The sequence below is a fragment of the Agarivorans sp. OAG1 genome, assembly GCF_037076485.1.
In the GTDB taxonomy this organism is placed as follows: Bacteria; Pseudomonadota; Gammaproteobacteria; order Enterobacterales; family Celerinatantimonadaceae; genus Agarivorans; species Agarivorans albus.
Genome location: NZ_AP028990.1, coordinates 4,138,686 through 4,158,286, shown reverse-complemented (window position 1 = coordinate 4,158,286; position 19,601 = coordinate 4,138,686). Strand labels below are relative to the sequence as shown.

Genomic DNA, 19,601 nt, shown 5'->3' with positions numbered 1-19,601 from the left:
TAAGTCGTTTATAATCGGCTTAGGCAGACTTAATTACGTAGCTATGAAAACCAATTTAATCACTCGCCCTGGCTGGCATAAACTCGATGAAGAATTAAAGTATTTGTGGAAGGTTAAACGCCCACAAGTAACTCAAGCAGTATCCGAAGCCGCAGCACTGGGTGATCGCTCAGAAAACGCGGAATACAAAGAAGGTAAGCGAGAGCTTCGCCGCATCGATTCTCGATTAAGGTTCTTAACCAAACGCTTAGATGCCTTAGAAATCGTTGACCATCACCCCCAACAAAACGGCAAAGTATTTTTTGGCGCATGGGTTGAGCTGGAAAATGATGAAGGCGATATCGTTCGCTACCGCATTGTTGGCACCGATGAAATAGACCCAAAGCTGGGTTACATCACTATCGACTCTCCTATGGCTCGGGCGCTTATCGGCAAACAAGTTGACGATGATGTGTTTGTAAAAACGCCCTCTGGCACTAAAGAGTGGTGGATTAATCTTATTCAATACACTCCTTTCGAGTAGCGGAGCTAATTCTGTTAGCTAACTATTTGCCTTAATGCATATTTAACGAGTAGTTAGCGGCTAAAATCCCGATGTTGAAAATAATTCATCTAAAGCTATGTTTAAGATGAATAGCGTTGACTTACTTTGTCTTCTCTTTAGTATCTAGCGGTATAGACGTCTAAAAGTCTTTAACGGAGAAGGTCAATGGGATTTCACAACGCGCAACAAATCGAAACACTCAATCAAAGCTTAAGTGAGCTTAACCGCGATATTAACGTGTCCTTTGAGTTCTTCCCGCCAACCACCGAGACCATGGAGCAAACTTTGTGGTCGTCTATCGAGCGTTTGCAAACCTTAAAGCCTAAGTTTGTATCTGTAACCTACGGCGCTAATTCGGGCACTCGAGACCGCACTCACAAGGTGATTAAAGCGATTAAAGACCGCACAGGCTTAGCAGCTGCACCGCATTTAACCTGCATCGACTCAACGCCTGATGAGTTGCGCCAAATTGCTCGCGATTACTGGAACAGTGGCATTAAAGACATTGTGGCACTGCGAGGTGATTTACCAGAAGGTTCAGCCAAGCCGCAAATGTACGCCAGCGATTTGGTGGCTTTGTTAAAAGAAGAAGCTGATTTTGATATCTCGGTAGCGGCTTACCCAGAGATTCATCCAGAAGCAAAAAGTGCCCAAGCTGATTTGCTGGCACTTAAACGTAAAATGGATGCCGGTGCCAACCGCGCCATTACCCAGTTCTTTTTTGATGTAGAAAGCTACCTACGCTTTCGTGACCGCTGTGCAGCAATCGGCATTGAAGGGGAAATCGTACCCGGTATTTTGCCAGTATCTAACTACAATACCCTGAAAAAGTTTGCCTCTTTTGCCAATGTAAAAGTGCCAAAATGGCTACACAATCAGTTTGCTGGCTTAGAGCATGACCAAACTACTCGAAACCTAGTAGGCGCCAGTGTTGCTATTGAAATGGTTAAAGTATTATCGCGCGAAGGAGTGAAAGACTTTCACTTTTACACGCTTAACCGCTCGGAATTGTCTTACGCTATTTGCCACACTTTAGGAGTTCGCCCGGCGGAGGCAGTGCCTGCTTAGTGACGAATACAGCTGATAGATAAAAAGCCTAGCAATGCTAGGCTTTTTTGGTCTGGGTAGGTAGTCAATAACAGTAGATTATCTTCAAACGCTTATTAGTTTAGAGATTGACTTCAATAATTTTTGATACCTAGGGTATGCGATTGGGAGCAGCTTTAACTCGTTCAGTTCTTTAAGCAGAATAAACTGAAATTTGAGATTCACTTCACGGCTTTATTATCTAGGTTTAGAGCGTAATCGTTAAGATGCATATCATACGAGGTGACTATTCATGTTTTGGTTTTAGGAATGCTTTAAGCGTTACTTTAATGCAGCGGCAATCAATTACTTTTTTCAGAAACGGCACAGTAAAATTGAATACAAAAAACATCCATTTAGAAACTTTTCTTTTTATTCTTGGGGTTACGTGGAGTTTTGGTAATGTACTAACAATTATTAATCCGGCTTTTGACTCAGTAGATACTAATGTTTTCTGGATATCAAACTTAGCATTTGTTTTCATATCTATGTTTTCATTTTACTTTAAAGCTAAGCGTAAATTAGGAATTATTTATCTTTTATGGCAAGCATTTCTGTTTCTATTTGCTGTGTGGATTATTTACGATATCAATGCCAGAATTTGGATTAGCACTCATGATGATTATTCGATTATTATTTTGTCGCTGCTATTCAACCTACTTTTGTTTTCATTATCTTTTACTATTAAAGTTTTTGATCCCGCTTCTAATTTTATACAGAGTATTAATGCCAAGCGATTTAAGAAAGGCCGCTTTACATTCAACCCTTACGCACATCTCTCAAATATAGCTTCTACTGATAATCCCTTTTTGAAAAAAATTGGCTGGAAACCAAATAATGAGTCTAACAACTTTGCTGATAACGTTAGAAAAGGCGGTAGTGGCACAGCAATTCTCACTCCTCTGGGGATAATGCTAAAACTCTACAATCTAGAGGAATTGTTTTTATTGATTCTTTTAACGGGCGGAGTGGCGTGTTTCAGCTATATGGCAGCAAATAACTTTTTTGTAGACCTTTATTATTGCTTACGAGCAGGCTTTCGTATGAAGTAATTCTTACGAAAGCCCCTGTTTATGCTTTGACGGCTGGCTTACTTGAGGTTCATCTTATAAACCATTGAATTCAAACCTTACTGTAACTTAGCCTGGGTCTGGTATATGATACTTTCCCTTTCTTCCTTCATTATCGCCGAGTCGCGGAAGTGACAAGCGATCAAGCTGAGCATTGTTTGAGCGCAGCGAGTTGCGCAGGCGCGCTTGCCACTGAGCAACGAAGGATAAAGATAATGCAGGGCGACCTTTCTTTTTGCTTCGTTTTTCTTTGGTCGTCAAAGAAAAATGACGTCGCCGAGAGGCGAAACTCAATATACATGCCCACGACCCTTGTTACATCAACAGCGCATTTACCCCAGAGCATATTAGCCACATGATTAGGGCGTAGTACCAGTTGTTTTTAAGTATCTGCCGAGTGGAGAATTGGTAGCGGCCAATCATGGTTAAACCCACTCCCGACAAGGGGCTGCTGCCGGTGGATATTGCCCAAGAACTTAAGAATAGAAAACCTAGCTGACTAGGTTCTGGATTAAGCGGTAATAACAAAGGGCTGGCTAAAGAAATGCTAATAACTGGATGAATACCAAACATGCAGGCCACGATCATCATAGCTAACACTATTGCAAAGGTTTGATGATTAAAGCTTACGTTGTGCAGGCTTAAGGTTTCTGGATAGGCCAGCAACAAGGCTTTAATACCCGCCGAGAATACCCCAGCAGCTAAAAACAGCACGTACTGGCTGCCAACGTTAGATAAGCGATGGCTAACAAAGTTTCTGGCAATGAGCACTTTTGAGTTCCCTTTGGCAAAACTCAAGGCTGCAATCGGTGCTAGGCAGGTGATCATCAAAATAATGCTGAAATCGGGGAAGGCGAAATGCAATGCAATCACGCTGGTGGCGAGCACAAAGGGAATGGTTAAGCTTTCTCGACGCAAGGGGTAACCAGCAAAACTGTCTTTCTCTCTTAGTGATACTTCGGCAGTGGTAAAAGCCAAGGCAATTAGCGCCATTAAAGCGCCCGGAAGCAGTACATCTAGCCATTGCATACCGGGGGCGTAAGTAATGGAAACCGCAGTGGCAATAAAAAATGGAGACCACCAGGCCGCGGCACAAAAGCAGCGCATTAATACTTTTTGTTGGGCATTAGTTAAAGCTTGCTGTTTGGCCAAGCGGTCGCCGACAATGAATACAATCGATAGATTGATTACCGCACCCAGCAGGTTCATACCTAGGGCGGTTGAGGCAATGCTGCGTTTGCCAATAGGTAAAGGGTCTTGCTGATTCTCTGGATTGGCTAAGGCGAGAAAAGATACCGCGCTAAACATCGCCAGCAAGGGAAGGTTTATTGAGAGTATGTCGGAGGCACTTAGCAAAGTATTTTGCTTGGCTGCAATTAATAGCAATACGATGCCAATGCTTAACAAACAACCCGCCTGAATGCGAATGGCTTTGCTAAGTTGAGGTAAATACAGCAAGGCGGCAGCCCAGGTTACTGCGGTGGCTAAACCAATGCCAATTACGCCAAAGGCATACAGTAAGTAAAGTAGCAGCGAGGCAAGAAATAACCACCCTTTGTATTGTTGCATTGAAGACATCCTAGCTATCAATGAGCCAACGCTGCCAAGCAGCAAAAGTACCCTGTAAAGTAAGCTATTAGCTTAGCCTAAGAACAAACAACCCCGCATAAAGCGGGGTTGCTACGGTTAAATAGGTGTGTATTTAACCGGTGTTACGCATACCCGCAGCGATACCGGCAATGCTTACCATTAAGGCTTGATCAACTACAGGGCAAAGTTCTTCGTTAGCGCGAGAACGATTTAGCAGCTCAACCTGTAATACATGCAAAGGATCGATGTAAGGGTTACGCAGATTAAGTGACTCAACCACCCAGGCTTGATTAGCCAATAGCTTGTTGTCTGGTGCTAGCGAAACAATGGCCGCTTTAGCGCCTTCTAACTTAACCCGAAGTTTTTCACCTAGCTCCTGTAGCTCTGGCTCCACTAAACGCTCGTCGTAGATTTTTGATAGCCAAGTATCGGCTTTCATAAATACCATTTCTAGCATTGCTAAGCGGTTATCGAAGAATGGCCACGCGCGCATTTCGGTTAGCAGCTCGCTTTTACCTTCTTTAATTAAACCTTCGAATGCCGCACCGCTACCTAACCAAGCTGGCAGCAATAGGCGGTTTTGGCTCCATGAGAAAATCCATGGGATTGCACGTAAGCTTTCTACACCACCGTCTGAGCGACGCTTGGCTGGGCGACTGCCCAATGGCAGTTTAGCTAACTCGCGCTCTGGGGTTGCCGAGCGGAAGTAAGGCACAAACTCTTCTTCACCCCAAACAATGCCACGGTAGGCTTCACAAGAGGTTTCGGCAATTTGATCCATCACTTCGCGCCATTCGTCTTTTGGCTCCATGGGTGGGATCAAGTTCGCTTCTAATACTGCGCTGGCGTAGAGGTTTAGGCTATCCATGGCAACTTTAGGTAAGCCGAACTTAAAGCGGATCATTTCGCCCTGCTCAGTTACACGTAAGCCACCTTTTAGCGAACCTGGAGGTTGTGATAACAAGGCTGCGTGCGCTGGCGCGCCACCACGACCAATTGTACCGCCACGTCCATGGAACAAGGTTAGGCTGATTTGATGGCCTTCACAGATAGATACCAGCGCTTCTTGAGCGCGGTATTGCGCCCACGATGCCGCTAATACACCGGCATCTTTAGCTGAATCTGAGTAGCCAATCATTACATGTTGTTGGCCAGAGATGTAACCGCGGTACCAATCTACTGATAGCAGTTTGCTCATGGTAGCAGGCGCATTGTTCAAATCGTCTAGGGTTTCGAACAAAGGCGCAACCGGCAAGCGGAATGGACAACCGGCTTCTTGCAGTAGCAGTTGCACGGCTAATACGTCAGATGGCTCGCTCGCCATGGAGATAATGTAAATGCCTAATGCTTCGCGCTCTTGCTTGGCGATAATGGCGCACGTGTCTAGTACTTCTTGTACCGATTCACTGGGCTCCCAATCACGTGGGAACAGCGGGCGCTTAGAGTTTAACTCTTGCAGTAAGAAGTGCTGCTTATCGGTTTCGTTCCAATGTGCATAGTCGCCCATGCCTAGGTAACGAGTGATTTCTGAGAACACTTCTTCGTGGCGGCCACTGTCTTGGCGAATATCCAAACGTAGTAAGTTGATGCCAAAACAGGCAATACGACGTAGTAGATCTAGCAAGGTGCCGTCGGCGATGATGCCCATGCCACAGTCTTGTAGCGAGTAGTAACAAAGCTCAAGTGGCTCACGTAGCTGCTCGGTATTGGTGATAATATCGCGCGCTTCGGTGTACTGGCCTTTTAGCTTGGCTGTAAGGTAGTCGTGAGTTTCTTGTAGCTCGCTGCGCAATACTTTTAATAAGGCGCGGTAAGGTTCGTTTTGGTCACCGGTTTGCTCAAGCAGTGCTTCGTTAGCATCGCTCATCGACAATTCGCTAACTAAGGTTTGAATTTCTTTTAGGTAAAGATCTACCGCTACCCAGCGGCTAGACAACAATACTTCTTCGGTTACTTTGGAAGTAACAAATGGGTTACCGTCACGGTCGCCGCCCATCCAAGATGAGAACACTACTGGCGCAGCATCTAAGGCCATGCGCATATCGAAGTGCTGGCCAAGTTTTTTGTCTAACTGGCGCACAAAGTCTGGCACGGCTTGCCATAGCGAGTTTTCAATTACCGCAAAACCCCATTTAGCTTCATCTACCGGAGTAGGGCGCTGCTGGCGAATTTCGTCGGTGTGCCATGCTTGGTTGATTAGCTGCTCTAAGCGGCTTAGCAATTGGCTGCGCTCTTGATCTGGTAAGTCGAGTTCTAACCAATCTAAACAGTTATTAATGGCAACGTGTTTGTTGATTAGGGTACGACGGGTCACCTCGGTTGGGTGCGCGGTAAGTACCAACTCAATATTTAGCTGTGCCACTGCATGGTGGATCTCTGCTTCACTTAAGTTTTCTTGCTTTAATTTGTTGAAAACTTGGTCGATAGGATCTTGGGCACAGGTACTGCCTTCGCAGTTACGTGAAATGGTGTGGAATTGCTCGGCGATATTTGCCAAATTTAGGAATTGGCTAAAGGCACGGGTTACCGGCAATAGCTCGTCATCACTTAGGTTACGCAATAGCTCCAACAACTGCTCGCGCGCCTCATCATCGTTATTACGTGAGGCCTTAGCTAGCTGGCGTATGGTTTCTACTTTCTCTAGAAACGCTTCTCCCATATGGCTCTTGATCGTGTTACCAAGTAGTTGTCCGAGTAGACTCACATTTCCTCGTAACGAGGCGTTAATCTCCTGAGGCATATTCTGGCTCATTGTCTTTCCTTCACTGTTTGCGTTTGCTAGCGATTATTGAAATTTTTTTACTAAATCACCCTAGTCCTAGGGCAAAAACATACCTAAGACCGAGCATATAGTCAAAATACCTGTAATTAAATTACAAATAACGCTGTTTCCTTTGCTTAGGATCAAGCGGCTATTTATAGATTGTTACTCATATTTTAATAAGGGCAACTTTGTTCGGCTTACTTTTTAACCTATACGCGTAAATTTAACAATAAATAAAAATTCATTTTTATTGCATAAAGAATTGCCTGTGGTATTCTCCGTTTATATTAAAGACAGCTAGTTTTTTTTGAGCTGACAAGCGTGACATTTTGTTCATTTGGTCAGTAAAATGCAGCTCAATAAATAACACTATGCCATAAGATTTCAAGGGAACAAGAAACGATGTTAAAGGCAGCGATTGTTGGTGCAAGTGGATACACCGGAGCAGAGTTGGCAGGCTATGTAAGTCGCCATTCAGATTTAGAACTTGCCGGGTTGTATGTTTCAGAGCGAAGTGTAGACGCAGGCAAGGCGCTATCTACTCTGCACGGCAAATTACGCGGTGTGGTTGACGCTCCTGTACAACCGTTAATTGTGGCTGATATCGCCAAAAACTTTGCTGATATTGATATTGTTTTGTTAGCCACTGCTCACGAAGTAAGCCATGATTTAGCCGAAGCATTTTTAAATGCAGGTTGTCAGGTCTTCGATTTGTCTGGCGCCTTCCGTGTTCAAAGCGCAGAGTTTTACGAAAAATTCTACGGTTTTACTCATCAATTCCCCGAGTTATTAGAAAAAGCGGTATACGGTTTAGCTGAATGGAATGCCGAGAAAATTAAGAAAACGGATTTAGTTGCTGTAGCGGGTTGTTACCCAACTGCATCGTTAACTGCGCTTAAGCCACTAGCTGAAGCAGGATTGATTGAGCCAAGCAACAAAGCAGTAATTAATGCTACTAGTGGCGTGAGTGGTGCAGGGCGCAAAGCCTCGTTAACTAGCTCATTCTGCGAAGTAAGCTTAGCGCCTTATGGGGTGTTTAATCACCGCCACCAACCAGAAATTGCTGCCCACTTAGGTCACCCAGTGATCTTCACTCCACATTTGGGTAACTTTAAACGCGGTATTTTAGCCACCATCAATGTGGTGCTAAAAGCAGGCACCACTGAAGAGCAAGTAAATGCAGCTTATCAGCAAGCGTATGCAGGCCAAAACATTGTACGTATATTGGAAGGTGAGTGGCCTTCTATTGCCAAAGTAGAAAACACCCCGTTTATTGATGTGGCTTGGCAACAACAAGGTGAAGACTTAATTGTGGTGTCGGCTGAAGATAACCTATTAAAAGGTGCCGCTAGCCAAGCTATCCAGTGTTTGAATATTCGTAATGGCTTTGCCCTTACCGAGTCGCTGGTTTAGGAGCAGGCAATGAAACCATTAGTGATTAAGTTAGGCGGTGCCGTTTTAAATAACAGCCTAGCCCTAGACAATTTATTTGCTGCCTTGCAACAAGTTGAGCAACCTATTGTTTTAGTGCATGGCGGTGGCGTAGTAGTAGAAGATGTATTAGCTAAAACCGGCTTTGTATCGGAAAAGTTAGACGGCTTGCGCATTACCCCAAAAGAGCAGATTCCTTATGTGGTGGGAGCCTTAGCGGGTACCAGCAATAAGTTGTTGTTAGCGCAAGCGCTAAAAGCAGGTTTGTCGGCTGTGGGCTTGTGTTTAAGTGATGCAGGCTCTTGTAAAGTAAGCCAAATGGATGCTCGTTTAGGCCATGTAGGCGAGGCATCTTTAGGCAACCCCGCTTTACTAAATAGCCTTATTGAGCTGGGCCACGTGCCGGTAATGAGCTCAATTGGTATTGGCGAAGATGGCGAACTTTACAATGTGAATGCCGACCAAGCTGCGTTAGCGGTGTGTAAATTGCTGCAGGGCCAATTGGTGTTATTATCCGATGTGGCTGGCGTACTTGACCAAGATAAACAGTTGGTGGCTGAGCTAAATAGCGTACTGGCTGATAAATTGATTGCCGATGGGGTAATTACCGATGGCATGACGGTAAAAGTTAAAGCGGCTCTAGAGGCTGCCGAATTTTTGCAAACACCGGTTTCGCTAGCATCATGGAAAGATCCTGCGAAACTTGCCAGCTTGTTAGCTGGACAAACATATAAAGGTGAGTCGGTAGGGACTCAAGTTACCGTTTAAGGAAAGATGATGAGTGATTTTAAACACCTGTTAAGCTTGCAGGACCTAACTCAAGAACAAATTTTAGGGCTGCTTGAGCTGGCCGCTAAAATTAAAAAAACACCCGCAGATTATGGGCAAACCCTTGCAGGTAAAAGTGTTGTAACTTTGTTTGAAAAACCATCATTACGTACACGAGTAACTTTTGATATTGGCATTAACCGTTTAGGCGGCCATGCGGTGTATTTAGACCAGCAAAATGGCGCGATGGGCGAGCGCGAAAGTGTTAAAGACTTTGCCTCTAACATTACTCGTTGGGCTGATGCGATTGTAGCGCGAGTGTTTTCTCATAAAACCCTACAAACTTTGCGTGAGCATTCGTCGGTACCAATTATCAACTCACTGTGTGATTTGTACCACCCATGCCAAGGCTTAGCTGATTTCCAAACCATCGCTGAGCACTACTCAGATTTAAGCAAAGTTAAGCTGGCTTACTTAGGCGATGGCAACAATGTGACGCATTCATTATTGTTAGGTGGCGCTATCTTAGGCATGGAAGTGGCTGCCGTTTGCCCGCTAGGCTCAAGCCCAGATGCGCAAGTTGTGCAAAAAGCTAATCAATTAGCCAAAGCGCATGGCGGCAAAATTGTAGTAACTAATACTGTTGAAGACATTAAAGGCTACGACGTAGTATATGGTGATACTTGGGTATCGATGGGCGACGATACGCCACTGCAATCAGTTAAAGATAAGTTTATGGCTTATCAAATTAACCAGAATTTGATGCAACAATGTGGTATTAACCACGTGCTGCACTGCCAACCTGCTCACCGCGAGTTGGAAATTACTTCGGAAGTGATGGACGGTCCTCAGTCTTTGATTTTTGATCAAGCCGAGAATCGTATGCATGCACAAAACGCCGTACTAGTAAGTTTATTAAGTTAGTGAATGTTCAGCTCTAGGCTGAGTTAAACAAGGAATTTTTAAATGTCAGATATCAAAAAAGTAGTATTAGCATACTCAGGCGGCCTAGATACTTCGGCCATCATTCCGTGGTTAAAAGAAACCTACAACAACTGTGAAATTGTTGCCTTTTGTGCCGATGTTGGCCAAGGCGAAGAAGAGTTAGTTGGCTTAGAAGAGAAAGCTTTAGCCTCTGGTGCATCTGAATGTTACATCGTTGACCTTAAAGAAGAGTTTGTAGCTGACTACATTTATCCAACCATTGCTACCGGTGCAGTATACGAAGGGACTTACTTGTTAGGTACCTCAATGGCGCGCCCTATCATTGCTAAAGCGCAAGTAGAAGTTGCCCGTAAAGTTGGCGCCGACGCGGTATGTCATGGTTGTACCGGTAAAGGTAATGACCAAATTCGCTTCGAAAGCTGTTTTGCAGCATTGGCTCCAGAACTAACAGTAATTGCGCCTTGGCGTGAGTGGGACATGGAAAGCCGTGAAGATTTGCTGGACTACTTAGCAGAGCGCAACATTGCGACAACTGCTTCTGCAACCAAAATCTACAGCCGTGATGCTAACGCATGGCATATCTCGCACGAAGGTGGCGAGCTAGAAGACCCTTGGAACGAGCCAAGCAAAGGTGTTTGGACCTTAACTGTTGATCCAGTAGATGCGCCAAACGAGCCAGAATACGTAAGCCTTAAAGTTGAACAAGGCCGTGTTGTTGCGGTTAACGACGAAGCATTAAGCCCTTACCAAGTAGTAATGAAGTTAAACGATATTGCTGCTGCTCATGGTGTTGGTCGTATTGATATTACTGAGAACCGTACTGTTGGTATGAAGTCTCGTGGTTGTTACGAAACTCCTGGCGGCACGGTGATTGTTGCGGCGCTACGCGCAATCGAAGAATTAGTATTAGACAAAACTTCACGGGTATGGCGTGAGAAAGTGGGCCAAGAAATGGCACACTTGGTATACGACGGTCGTTGGTTTACGCCGCTGTGTAAATCACTGATTGCTGCTTCAGAAGCTATGGCTGCTGATGCCAATGGCGATGTAGTGATTAAGCTTTATAAAGGCCAAGCCGTTGCGGTGCAAAAACGTTCGCCAAATAGCTTGTACTCGGAAGAGTTTGCAACCTTTGGTGAAGACCAAGTTTACGATCAAAAGCACGCTGAAGGCTTTATTCGTTTATACTCTCTAGCCAGCCGGATCCGCGCTTTAAATAGCAAGTAAGATTGGCAGAAGTAATAAGCAGGAATACTTAGACCTCAGAGGCAAGTTGCTCTGAGGTCTTTGCAATAATAAATGGAGAGTAAAATGGCATTGTGGGGTGGGCGTTTTAGCCAAGCTGCAGATACCAGATTTAAGCAGTTCAACGATTCTTTACGTTTTGATTACCGTTTAGCGGAACAAGACATAACGGGTTCTATTGCCTGGTCTAAGGCCTTATTAAGTGTTGGCGTTCTCACACAAGATGAGCAAAGCAAACTTGAAGACGCGTTATTAGATTTAGGTAAGCAAGTCGCCGAAAACCCACAGCAAATTTTGGGTAGCGATGCCGAAGATATTCACTCCTGGGTTGAGATTCAACTGATTCAACGGGTGGGTGATTTAGGTAAAAAGCTACATACAGGCCGCAGCCGTAATGACCAAGTTGCTACCGATTTAAAATTGTGGTGTAAAAGCCAAGGGGTTGAGCTTCTTGAGCATTTAGACAAGCTGCAACAAAAACTGGTTAAATTTGCGCGCCAGCAGCAAGACACCGTTCTGCCAGGTTACACTCACTTACAACGTGCCCAACCGGTGACTTTTTCTCACTGGGCAATGGCCTATGTAGAAATGTTTGAACGTGATTACTCACGTTTGCAAGATGCGCTAAGCAGAGTAGATGTTTGCCCGCTTGGATGTGGTGCGCTTGCTGGTACTGCTTACCCAATGGATCGCCAACAAATTGCTAAAGATTTAGGCTTTCGCCGTGCGACACGTAACAGCTTAGATTCGGTATCGGATCGCGACCACGTGGTTGAGCTTATTTCTACTGCATCTATTAGTATGATTCACCTAAGCCGCATGGCTGAAGACTTAATTTTCTATAATTCAGGTGAGTCTGCCTTCCTTGATTTGTCAGACCAAGTGACTTCTGGCTCGTCATTAATGCCACAAAAGAAAAACCCCGATGCGCTAGAGCTTATTCGTGGTAAAGCCGGTCGAGTTTACGGCTCTTTGTCTGGCATTATGATGACCTTAAAAGCATTGCCTTTGGCTTACAACAAAGACATGCAGGAAGACAAAGAAGGGTTGTTCGACGCGCTAGATACGTGGGGCGACTGCTTAGCTATGGCTGAGTTAGTGCTTGATGATATGAACGTGCACGAAGAAACCACTACCGAAGCAGCCAAAGGTGGTTACTCTAATGCTACAGAGCTTGCCGACTATCTAGTGGCTAAAGGCATCCCATTCCGTGAGGCTCACCATATTGTGGGTATTGCGGTAGTGAAAGCCATTGAAAAAGGTGTGCCGCTAGAAGAGCTAAGCTTGGCTGAGTTTAAAGAGCTAGCCCCAGAGATTGAAGACGACGTTTATCCAAACTTATCGCTAGAATCTACTCTTGCGAAGCGCCAAGCTCTAGGTGGTGTAGCGCCTGAGCAAGTAGAGCATGCCTTAACAGAAGCCGAAGTGCGTTTATCAAAACGTAACGTAAAAGGTTTGTATGTACGTTCAGCCCGCATGACCGACTTAGACAACATCGAAGAGATGGTCAACTACTGGTCACAAGCCGGTGAAAACTTGCCTCGTCCTCGTCCGGAGCTAGTTCAAGCAATTGGTGATTTCACGGTTAGTGAGCAAGCTGGCAAAGTTACCGGCTGTGCATCGCTTTACCTTTATGACACTGGTTTAGCAGAGATTCGCTCATTGGGTGTAAACCCTGGCTCACAGCGTGTTGGTCAAGGTCGTGCAATGGTGCAGCACTTAATGAAGAAAGCCAAGAAAATGGAAATCGAGAAGGTATTTGTACTAACTCGAGTGCCAGAATTCTTCATGAAGTTAGGTTTTAGCCCAACCTCTAAAAATATGCTGCCAGAGAAAGTGATGAAAGATTGTGATATTTGTCCTCGTCAGCATGCCTGTGATGAAGTTGCTTTAGAGTTCATCATTGATAACAGCACACTTATTCATAAGCAAAACGTGGCTTAACAGTCATCGTTTGTGTTGCCAAAGCCTCGCATCGCGAGGCTTTTTTTATTGCCGTTTCTATTGTCGTTTAGTGTGTCGGAATTTGAATCAGGCTAATTACAGGGCGATGGTCAGATAAGCTATCTGGCCCAACTTGGTAGTCAATAAAACTCAGGTCTTTAGAAAGAAAAATCCAATCTAAGCGTTTGCTTTTATAGCTGGCCAAGGCTTTGTTGCCCAGCTCAAATGCTCGGTAAGGACTATGCTGAAGAAAGTGGTTTACTTCATCTGGTTTGTCTAGCTGCCCCTCACTATTAAAGTCGCCCATAATAATGGTGTGATTTACCGTATCTTTTAGTTGTTTATTGAGTTGTTCAAGTTGTTGCTGGCGAATACTGGCGCGAGAAAAATCTAGGTGCACAGAAACTACATCAAGGCTCTGCTCAGAGTTAAGCCTTATGCGTGCATGGGTAAAGCCTTTACTGGTAGTGGGCGGGCTAGGTGCAAAGTTAACCGCAAGCGCTTCACTAATAGGATATTTGGAAAGAATGGCGGTGCCATAGCTCGCCAACTTACTGCTGCTGTGAATGCTATGTGCATACCAGCGATAGCCAGCATGTTGAGCGAGGTAAGCAACATGGTCAAAGGCGCCAGACCAAGATGAACTTGCGTCTGCTTCTTGTAAAGCCACAATGTCGATATTTTGTTGTTGTAAGTAAGTGGCTATATCTAACAAATTCTTTTTGGTGGTATCGCCGTTCACCAGCAGCTGGTTAAGTGCATGTTTACGCCCATGGGCAAGGTTTAGCGTAGCGACTTTAAGTAGTGGTAAAGGTGTTGTGCTCACCTCAGAATGTGGCCAGTAAGCGATTTTTAAAGGAACTGAGCTGGCAGTATTATTACCATTGCTCGAGCATGCAGATAACCCCAGAATCAGGCTAAATAGCACTAGCCTTAAGGTAAACCTTAACTGCTGAGTCAAGATTAGCTTATGCCTAGCAGTTGTTGCTGAGCCTGTTTGTTCATGCCTTTAACTACCAACTCAAACGAGTTATCAATTAAGCGCAAGGCTTCTTGTTCGGCGTCACTTCCATCAAAATAAAGAGTTAGCCAGTGGCGTTTATTCATATGATAGCCACGGGTGATGGCGGGATAAATATCGGTTAGCGCATCGATTTGCTCGGGTTGGCATTTTAAGTTCATATTCATTACGCCGTCTTTCCAACCAACTAGAGCGAACATTTTCCCGCGAACTTTAAATACTGGCACATCTGGGGCAAAGGGCAAATCTTGGGTCACCTCAGGCTTGCCCATTAAATACGCTTTTAGTTGTTCGTAATCCATAACTTTGCCTAATACCAATCGTACTAAGTAACTGTTCATTCTATCTGGTTAAAATACTGGATAACTGAGTTAGAATTTTTGATTGTAGAATAACTACTTATCGAAAAGTCCTGCTTTATTCTCGAGTATTTTTCCTGCGTTATTTTTAATCACTTACCTAGCGTGATTGGTATAACTCTAGAATCCTGCTTTCATAATAAAGCCATTAAACAATTTTTTCTAAGCAGCAAGCATTCTCTACTGACATTTTGTTAATTACCTAGATCTAGGCGGTGTTGGCTCATATGACTAAAGATCCGCTCTCCGTCTAGTACCTGAGCAAAGGGCATAGGGTTGTCGCAATACTCAATAACAAAATCGGTTAGCTTTTCTTTAATGATGTTAAGCAGTTGCTCTTCTGACCATGGCTTAGCGAGATAGTAATTTAGTCCACCTCGATTAATCGCTTCTATGGTGTCGTGCAGACCAGCCTGCCCAGTTAATAGGATTTTTTTAGCTGATTCACTGGTGCTAGCGTGGTTGAGGTCGATGAGAAAATCGATGCCTAACTTATCGGGCATAATGTGGTCGGCAAGTATTAAGGCTAGCTTGCCGCCTTGCGCTTCAAAGTCTTTAATCACTTGGCGTGCTTCCGCAACGCTTTCGGCGCCATCTATAGTAAATGGTGGGCTTAAAGGGGCTATATCGTTAAGAACGCTATCCAATACTTCGCGTTCATCATCAACACACAAAATCAGTAGTTGTTCCATGGTGCGACTCCTCTAAGTCCTATTGTTGGTTTAATGGTAAGGTAATAATGAAACGGGTAAATTGTCCTAGCTCAGATTCCACTTCGATTCTGCCTAAATGTTGCGCAACTATTTGTTGGCAAACGGTTAAGCCTATGCCAAGGCCAAAATTACCTTCTCGTTTGGTGGTGAAATTTAGCTGGAAAATCTTCTCAATTATCTCGGGTTTTATCCCGGGGCCGGTGTCTTCTATAACAATTGAAATATAACTAGGTGAAGCTTCTACATATTGACTACTAATACTTAGCTTGCCACGACTCTCCATGGCATCTAAAGCGTTAGCGATGAGGTTAGTCCAAACTTGCTGTAAGGCGATTGGGTGACAACGATACACTGGCAGTAAACCGTAATTACACTCTACTTCGAAGCCGCGTAATCGGTTTTCTAAGATCACTAGCGTTTCAGCAATGCCTTCATTTAGATCGGCTAGTACCGGTTGCTCAGGGTCTTGCCCTGCGTAGTGTTTTAAGCCTTTAACTAGCTCTGCGATACGTGCTGCACAGACTTGAATATTGCGTAAAAAATTACCAATTTGATGGAAGCTAGATAAGGCGTTTATTAACTCCACGTTATCGGAGGTGCTTGGACACTGTAAATACTGTTGCCTAAGGTTTGGTCTATCTAAGCCTATGCTGACAGCCTTTCTAGCGGTTATGGCATCACCAAATAAATCGATTGAGTTATTGCTACGCTGACGAATCTCGCTGGTAGACATTGGGGTTAGGGTAAAAGCGGCTTCGAGTAACTGTTGTCCCAAAGCTTGTTGTGCATCACTAAGCGGACTGTTAAGTACTTTTGGCAATTGCTTTGCAATAGTGTCACTGCCGCGGGTAATGGCGGCAACAGGATTATTTAGTTCGTGAGCAATGCCAGAGATGAGCTGACCGAGCACTGCCATCTTCTCCTTTTCGATGAGCTGTTCGTGGGCAGAATCTAAAGAGTTGAGCGTGCTTTGTAAGGTAAGTTTGGTATGAATGCTTTTTTGTAGGCGCCGATTAAAATGCCGCAACAACAAGTTGGTAAACAAAGGCAATAAGTGGCTGCTAGAATCCAATACCTTGGCAAACGTGACCCTATCTAACTTAATCACATCGGTTTGCATGGTGGTCACTGCGCTAGTAAAACCGAGTTCGCCAGTTACAAAGGACATGCCTCCTACCAATGAGCCTGCCTGCATGCGGGCAACTTCTAAGGTTTGTTGGTCTTGTTGTTTCTTTAAAACCACTTCGCCTTTGGCAATAAACCACAAAAACTGATTGGCCTTTCCTTCTTGGGTAAGTAAATGGTTGGCACTGTAAGTTCGGCACAAGTGGTCTTCATCGTTATCCTTAAAAAAGGCATACAGCGCCGAAATAACTTGGTCGGATAACTCTTGGTCGCTAAGCGCGGTGTAATCAAAAAAGTTAGCGCGAAACTGAGCTACATGCTCGGCCAATTGTTTTTCTAACCAACGTTGCTGCTGGTGATGTTCGGCAATTGGCCAATGCAATCTAAGTTGCTCAATCAACTCACTGTCAGAGTCTTCTGGAGACAGGATATGCATTGGCGTGAACTGATTTACTAGCTCGCATAATTGTTTAGCGCTAGGTAGCTTGTCGGCATAAAACAGCACATTAGCTGTTTCTGTTGTAGGCAGACTGAGCAAATGCCTTAGGCTAGCTTTGTTTTCAGGGCTTTGCAGTAAGGCGATATCTACAACGACTAGCGCAAGTTGGTGCTCAGAGAGTTGTAGGGAATTAGGAAAGGTTTTAGTTTGCCAGTAGATCCAGGGAGCATCTTCATGCTCCAGCTGCTTTGGCCAAGGGTGTTGGCTAACAATCAGTAAGCTATGTTGGGTATTCATACTAGCTCTATTTAATGCTTGTTGTTGAATATTATAGGCTTACAACTATTAAGGTTTTGCGAGCTGCTTAAAGATTCCCGCTGTTGTATGGAGGTGATTTGGTTAGCGATTGAACAAAATTTGTAGATTGGCTTGTTTTTTAACAGTGCTTGAGTATAATACCGCGGCTCACTAAATTAGTGGCTGAGTTGTTTCGGCAATTCATCAGTTAACTGGTTAAACAGTTAGCACTAACAGTGCTTCCGATTTGGAAGCAAACGTTACTCGTCGCATGCACTACCATCCCCAGATATTGGAATCGGATGTCGTTGGTGTGTGTTAGGTTCTTTTATTTTTTATTTGGAGCTCTGTCAATGCAGAACCAAAGAATTCGAATCCGCTTGAAAGCATTTGATCACCGTCTGATCGATCAATCTACTGCGGAAATCGTAGAAACTGCCAAACGCACTGGCGCTCAGGTTCGTGGTCCTATTCCACTACCTACTCGTAAAGAGCGTTACACCGTACTAGTATCTCCGCACGTTAACAAAGACGCGCGTGATCAGTATGAAATTCGCACCCACAAACGTCTTGTAGACATCGTTGAGCCAACTGATAAAACAGTTGACGCTTTGATGCGCCTTGACCTTGCTGCTGGTGTAGATGTGCAAATCAGCTTGGGCTAAGCCTGAGTCTGTTTAATAAGAGGTTTTTACAATGATTGGTCTAATCGGTCGTAAAGTTGGAATGACTCGCATCTTCACTGAAGATGGCGCTTCTATTCCAGTTACCGTAATCGAATGTGAGCCAAACCGCGTTACTCGTGTTATCACTGAGGACAGCGACGGTTACCGCGCTCTGCAAGTGACCACCGGCGCTAAAAAAGCAAGTCGTGTTAGCAAACCAGAAGCGGGTCAATTCGCTAAAGCTGGTGTTGACGCGGGTCGCGGCCTGTGGGAATTCCGTCTAGCAGACGGTGAAGGCGAAGAAGTTAACGTAGCTGATGAGCTAAAAGTTGACTTGTTCAATGAAGTTAAAAAAGTAGACGTTACTGGTACTTCTAAAGGTAAGGGTTTCCAAGGCGGTGTTAAACGCTGGAACTTCGCTACCCAAGATTTTACTCACGGTAACTCTTTGAGCCACCGTGCTCCTGGTTCTATTGGTCAAAACCAAAGCCCAGGTAAAGTATTCAAGGGCAAGAAGATGGCCGGACATATGGGTGCTGAGCGTGTAACTACGCAAAACCTAGATGTTGTACGTGTTGATGTTGAACGTAACCTAATTTTGGTTAAAGGTGCCGTACCTGGCGCTACCAATGGTGACGTGATCATTAAACCTGCTGTTAAAGCGTAACGTTAGGAGATAGTAATGGAATTGGTATTGAAAGACGCGCAAAGCGCTCTTGAAGTTTCCGAAACTACCTTCGGACGTGACTTTAACGAAGCGTTGATTCACCAGGTAGTAACTGCATATGCTGCAGGTTCTCGCCAGGGTTCACGCGCTCAGAAAACACGTTCTGAAGTATCAGGTGGTGGTAAGAAACCATGGCGTCAGAAAGGTACAGGCCGAGCTCGTGCCGGTACTATTCGTAGCCCAATTTGGCGTAGCGGCGGGGTAACCTTTGCAGCTAAGCCACAAGATCACAGCCAAAAAGTTAACAAGAAAATGTACCGCGGCGCAATCCGCAGCATCTTGTCTGAACTTGTTCGTCAAGAACGTTTGATTGTGGTTGAAAAATTTGCTGTTGAAGCGCCAAAAACTAAAGAATTAGTTGCTAAGTTGAAAGACTTCGATCTTAACGATGTATTAATCGTTACTCCTGAAGTTGACGAAAACTTATTCTTGGCCGCACGTAACCTATATAAAGTAGACGTACGTGACGTAGCTGGTATTGACCCAGTTAGCTTGATTGCCTTTGATAAAGTGTTGGTAACTGCTGATGCAGTTAAACAAATTGAGGAGTGGTTAGCATGATCAGCGAAGAACGTTTGTTGAAAGTTCTAGTAGCTCCACATATCTCTGAAAAGAGCACTATGTCTGCTGAAGCCGATAACACTATCGTATTCAAAGTAGTGAAAACCGCTACTAAAGCAGAAATCAAAGCTGCAGTTGAAAAACTATTCGAAGTTGAAGTGACTGGTGTTACTACCTTGAACCAAAAAGGTAAAACTAAGCGTCACGGAGCACGTTTTGGTCGCCGCAACGACGTGAAGAAAGCGTATGTAACCTTAGCTGAAGGTGCAGACATCGACTTCACCGGTGCCGCAGAGTAAGGAGTATC

General features: G+C 44.6%; 18 protein-coding genes. 12 read left to right on the top strand and 6 right to left on the bottom strand.

Annotation, left to right across the window (positions count from 1 at the left end; genetic code table 11):
• The first annotated feature begins 43 nt into the window (after positions 1-43).
• The 3 genes from greB to OAG1_RS18935 all read left to right on the top strand — a co-directional run bounded on the left by greB (position 44) and on the right by OAG1_RS18935 (position 2,682).
• Complete coding sequence (greB, locus tag OAG1_RS18945) at positions 44-523, top strand: transcription elongation factor GreB (RefSeq protein ID WP_152783402.1); 480 nt, start codon at positions 44-46, stop codon at positions 521-523.
• A gap of 186 nt (positions 524-709) precedes the next feature.
• Positions 710-1,612: a methylenetetrahydrofolate reductase gene (gene metF, locus OAG1_RS18940; protein ID WP_152783404.1), complete on the top strand. Its 903-nt coding sequence runs from the start codon at positions 710-712 to the stop codon at positions 1,610-1,612.
• A 308-nt stretch (positions 1,613-1,920) separates the two neighbouring features.
• Entirely contained in the window at positions 1,921-2,682 is a 762-nt protein-coding gene (locus OAG1_RS18935; RefSeq protein WP_338622343.1) for a hypothetical protein, read from the top strand.
• 333 nt (positions 2,683-3,015) lie between these two features.
• Here the strand turns inward: OAG1_RS18935 and OAG1_RS18930 are convergent, their stop codons facing one another.
• Positions 3,016-4,269 carry a hypothetical protein gene (locus OAG1_RS18930; RefSeq protein ID WP_338622342.1) on the bottom strand — a complete coding sequence of 418 codons (1,254 nt, stop codon included), beginning with the start codon at positions 4,267-4,269 and terminating at the stop codon, positions 3,016-3,018.
• Between the two features lie 133 nt (positions 4,270-4,402).
• Positions 4,403-7,030: a phosphoenolpyruvate carboxylase gene (gene ppc / locus OAG1_RS18925; protein WP_152783527.1), complete on the bottom strand. Its 2,628-nt coding sequence runs from the start codon at positions 7,028-7,030 to the stop codon at positions 4,403-4,405.
• A gap of 426 nt (positions 7,031-7,456) precedes the next feature.
• On the opposite strand from ppc, the gene argC reads away from it, so the two are divergent.
• From argC to argH, 5 genes are all read left to right on the top strand, one after another.
• Positions 7,457-8,467, top strand: coding sequence for an N-acetyl-gamma-glutamyl-phosphate reductase (argC, locus tag OAG1_RS18920; RefSeq protein WP_338622341.1), 1,011 nt, complete (start codon positions 7,457-7,459; stop codon positions 8,465-8,467).
• A gap of 9 nt (positions 8,468-8,476) precedes the next feature.
• Complete coding sequence (gene argB / locus OAG1_RS18915) at positions 8,477-9,253, top strand: acetylglutamate kinase (protein ID WP_338622340.1); 777 nt, start codon at positions 8,477-8,479, stop codon at positions 9,251-9,253.
• Positions 9,254-9,262: 9 nt separating this feature from the next.
• On the top strand, positions 9,263-10,177 hold the full coding sequence (locus OAG1_RS18910; RefSeq protein WP_016403485.1) for an ornithine carbamoyltransferase: 915 nt from the start codon (positions 9,263-9,265) through the stop codon (positions 10,175-10,177).
• Positions 10,178-10,219: 42 nt separating this feature from the next.
• Positions 10,220-11,425 carry an argininosuccinate synthase gene (locus OAG1_RS18905; RefSeq protein WP_152783416.1) on the top strand — a complete coding sequence of 402 codons (1,206 nt, stop codon included), beginning with the start codon at positions 10,220-10,222 and terminating at the stop codon, positions 11,423-11,425.
• An 84-nt stretch (positions 11,426-11,509) separates the two neighbouring features.
• Positions 11,510-13,387 carry an argininosuccinate lyase gene (gene argH / locus OAG1_RS18900; RefSeq protein ID WP_016403487.1) on the top strand — a complete coding sequence of 626 codons (1,878 nt, stop codon included), beginning with the start codon at positions 11,510-11,512 and terminating at the stop codon, positions 13,385-13,387.
• A gap of 67 nt (positions 13,388-13,454) precedes the next feature.
• On the opposite strand, the gene OAG1_RS18895 is transcribed toward argH, so the two are convergent.
• The 4 genes from OAG1_RS18895 to OAG1_RS18880 form a co-directional block, all read right to left on the bottom strand.
• A complete protein-coding gene (locus tag OAG1_RS18895; protein WP_338622339.1) occupies positions 13,455-14,213 on the bottom strand; it encodes an endonuclease/exonuclease/phosphatase family protein in 759 nt (252 codons plus the stop codon).
• Between the two features lie 137 nt (positions 14,214-14,350).
• A complete protein-coding gene (locus OAG1_RS18890) occupies positions 14,351-14,749 on the bottom strand; it encodes an MmcQ/YjbR family DNA-binding protein (protein WP_338622338.1) in 399 nt (132 codons plus the stop codon).
• Positions 14,750-14,961: 212 nt separating this feature from the next.
• Positions 14,962-15,459: a response regulator gene (locus OAG1_RS18885; RefSeq protein WP_338622337.1), complete on the bottom strand. Its 498-nt coding sequence runs from the start codon at positions 15,457-15,459 to the stop codon at positions 14,962-14,964.
• A 19-nt stretch (positions 15,460-15,478) separates the two neighbouring features.
• Positions 15,479-17,341, bottom strand: a complete 1,863-nt coding sequence (locus tag OAG1_RS18880; RefSeq protein ID WP_338622336.1) for an ATP-binding protein — start codon at positions 17,339-17,341, stop codon at positions 15,479-15,481.
• A 353-nt stretch (positions 17,342-17,694) separates the two neighbouring features.
• Here OAG1_RS18880 and rpsJ point away from each other — a divergent pair, with 353 nt between their 5' ends.
• From rpsJ to rplW, 4 genes are read left to right on the top strand one after another with little or no spacing between them, the layout of a single operon-like run.
• Entirely contained in the window at positions 17,695-18,006 is a 312-nt protein-coding gene (gene rpsJ, locus OAG1_RS18875) for a 30S ribosomal protein S10 (protein WP_014290685.1), read from the top strand.
• A gap of 31 nt (positions 18,007-18,037) precedes the next feature.
• On the top strand, positions 18,038-18,673 hold the full coding sequence (gene rplC / locus OAG1_RS18870; RefSeq protein ID WP_016403494.1) for a 50S ribosomal protein L3: 636 nt from the start codon (positions 18,038-18,040) through the stop codon (positions 18,671-18,673).
• Between the two features lie 15 nt (positions 18,674-18,688).
• Complete coding sequence (gene rplD / locus OAG1_RS18865; protein ID WP_016403495.1) at positions 18,689-19,294, top strand: 50S ribosomal protein L4; 606 nt, start codon at positions 18,689-18,691, stop codon at positions 19,292-19,294.
• Positions 19,291-19,593, top strand: a complete 303-nt coding sequence (gene rplW / locus OAG1_RS18860) for a 50S ribosomal protein L23 (protein WP_016403496.1) — start codon at positions 19,291-19,293, stop codon at positions 19,591-19,593. Before rplD ends, rplW begins: the two co-directional genes overlap by 4 nt.
• Positions 19,594-19,601 lie beyond the last annotated feature (8 nt).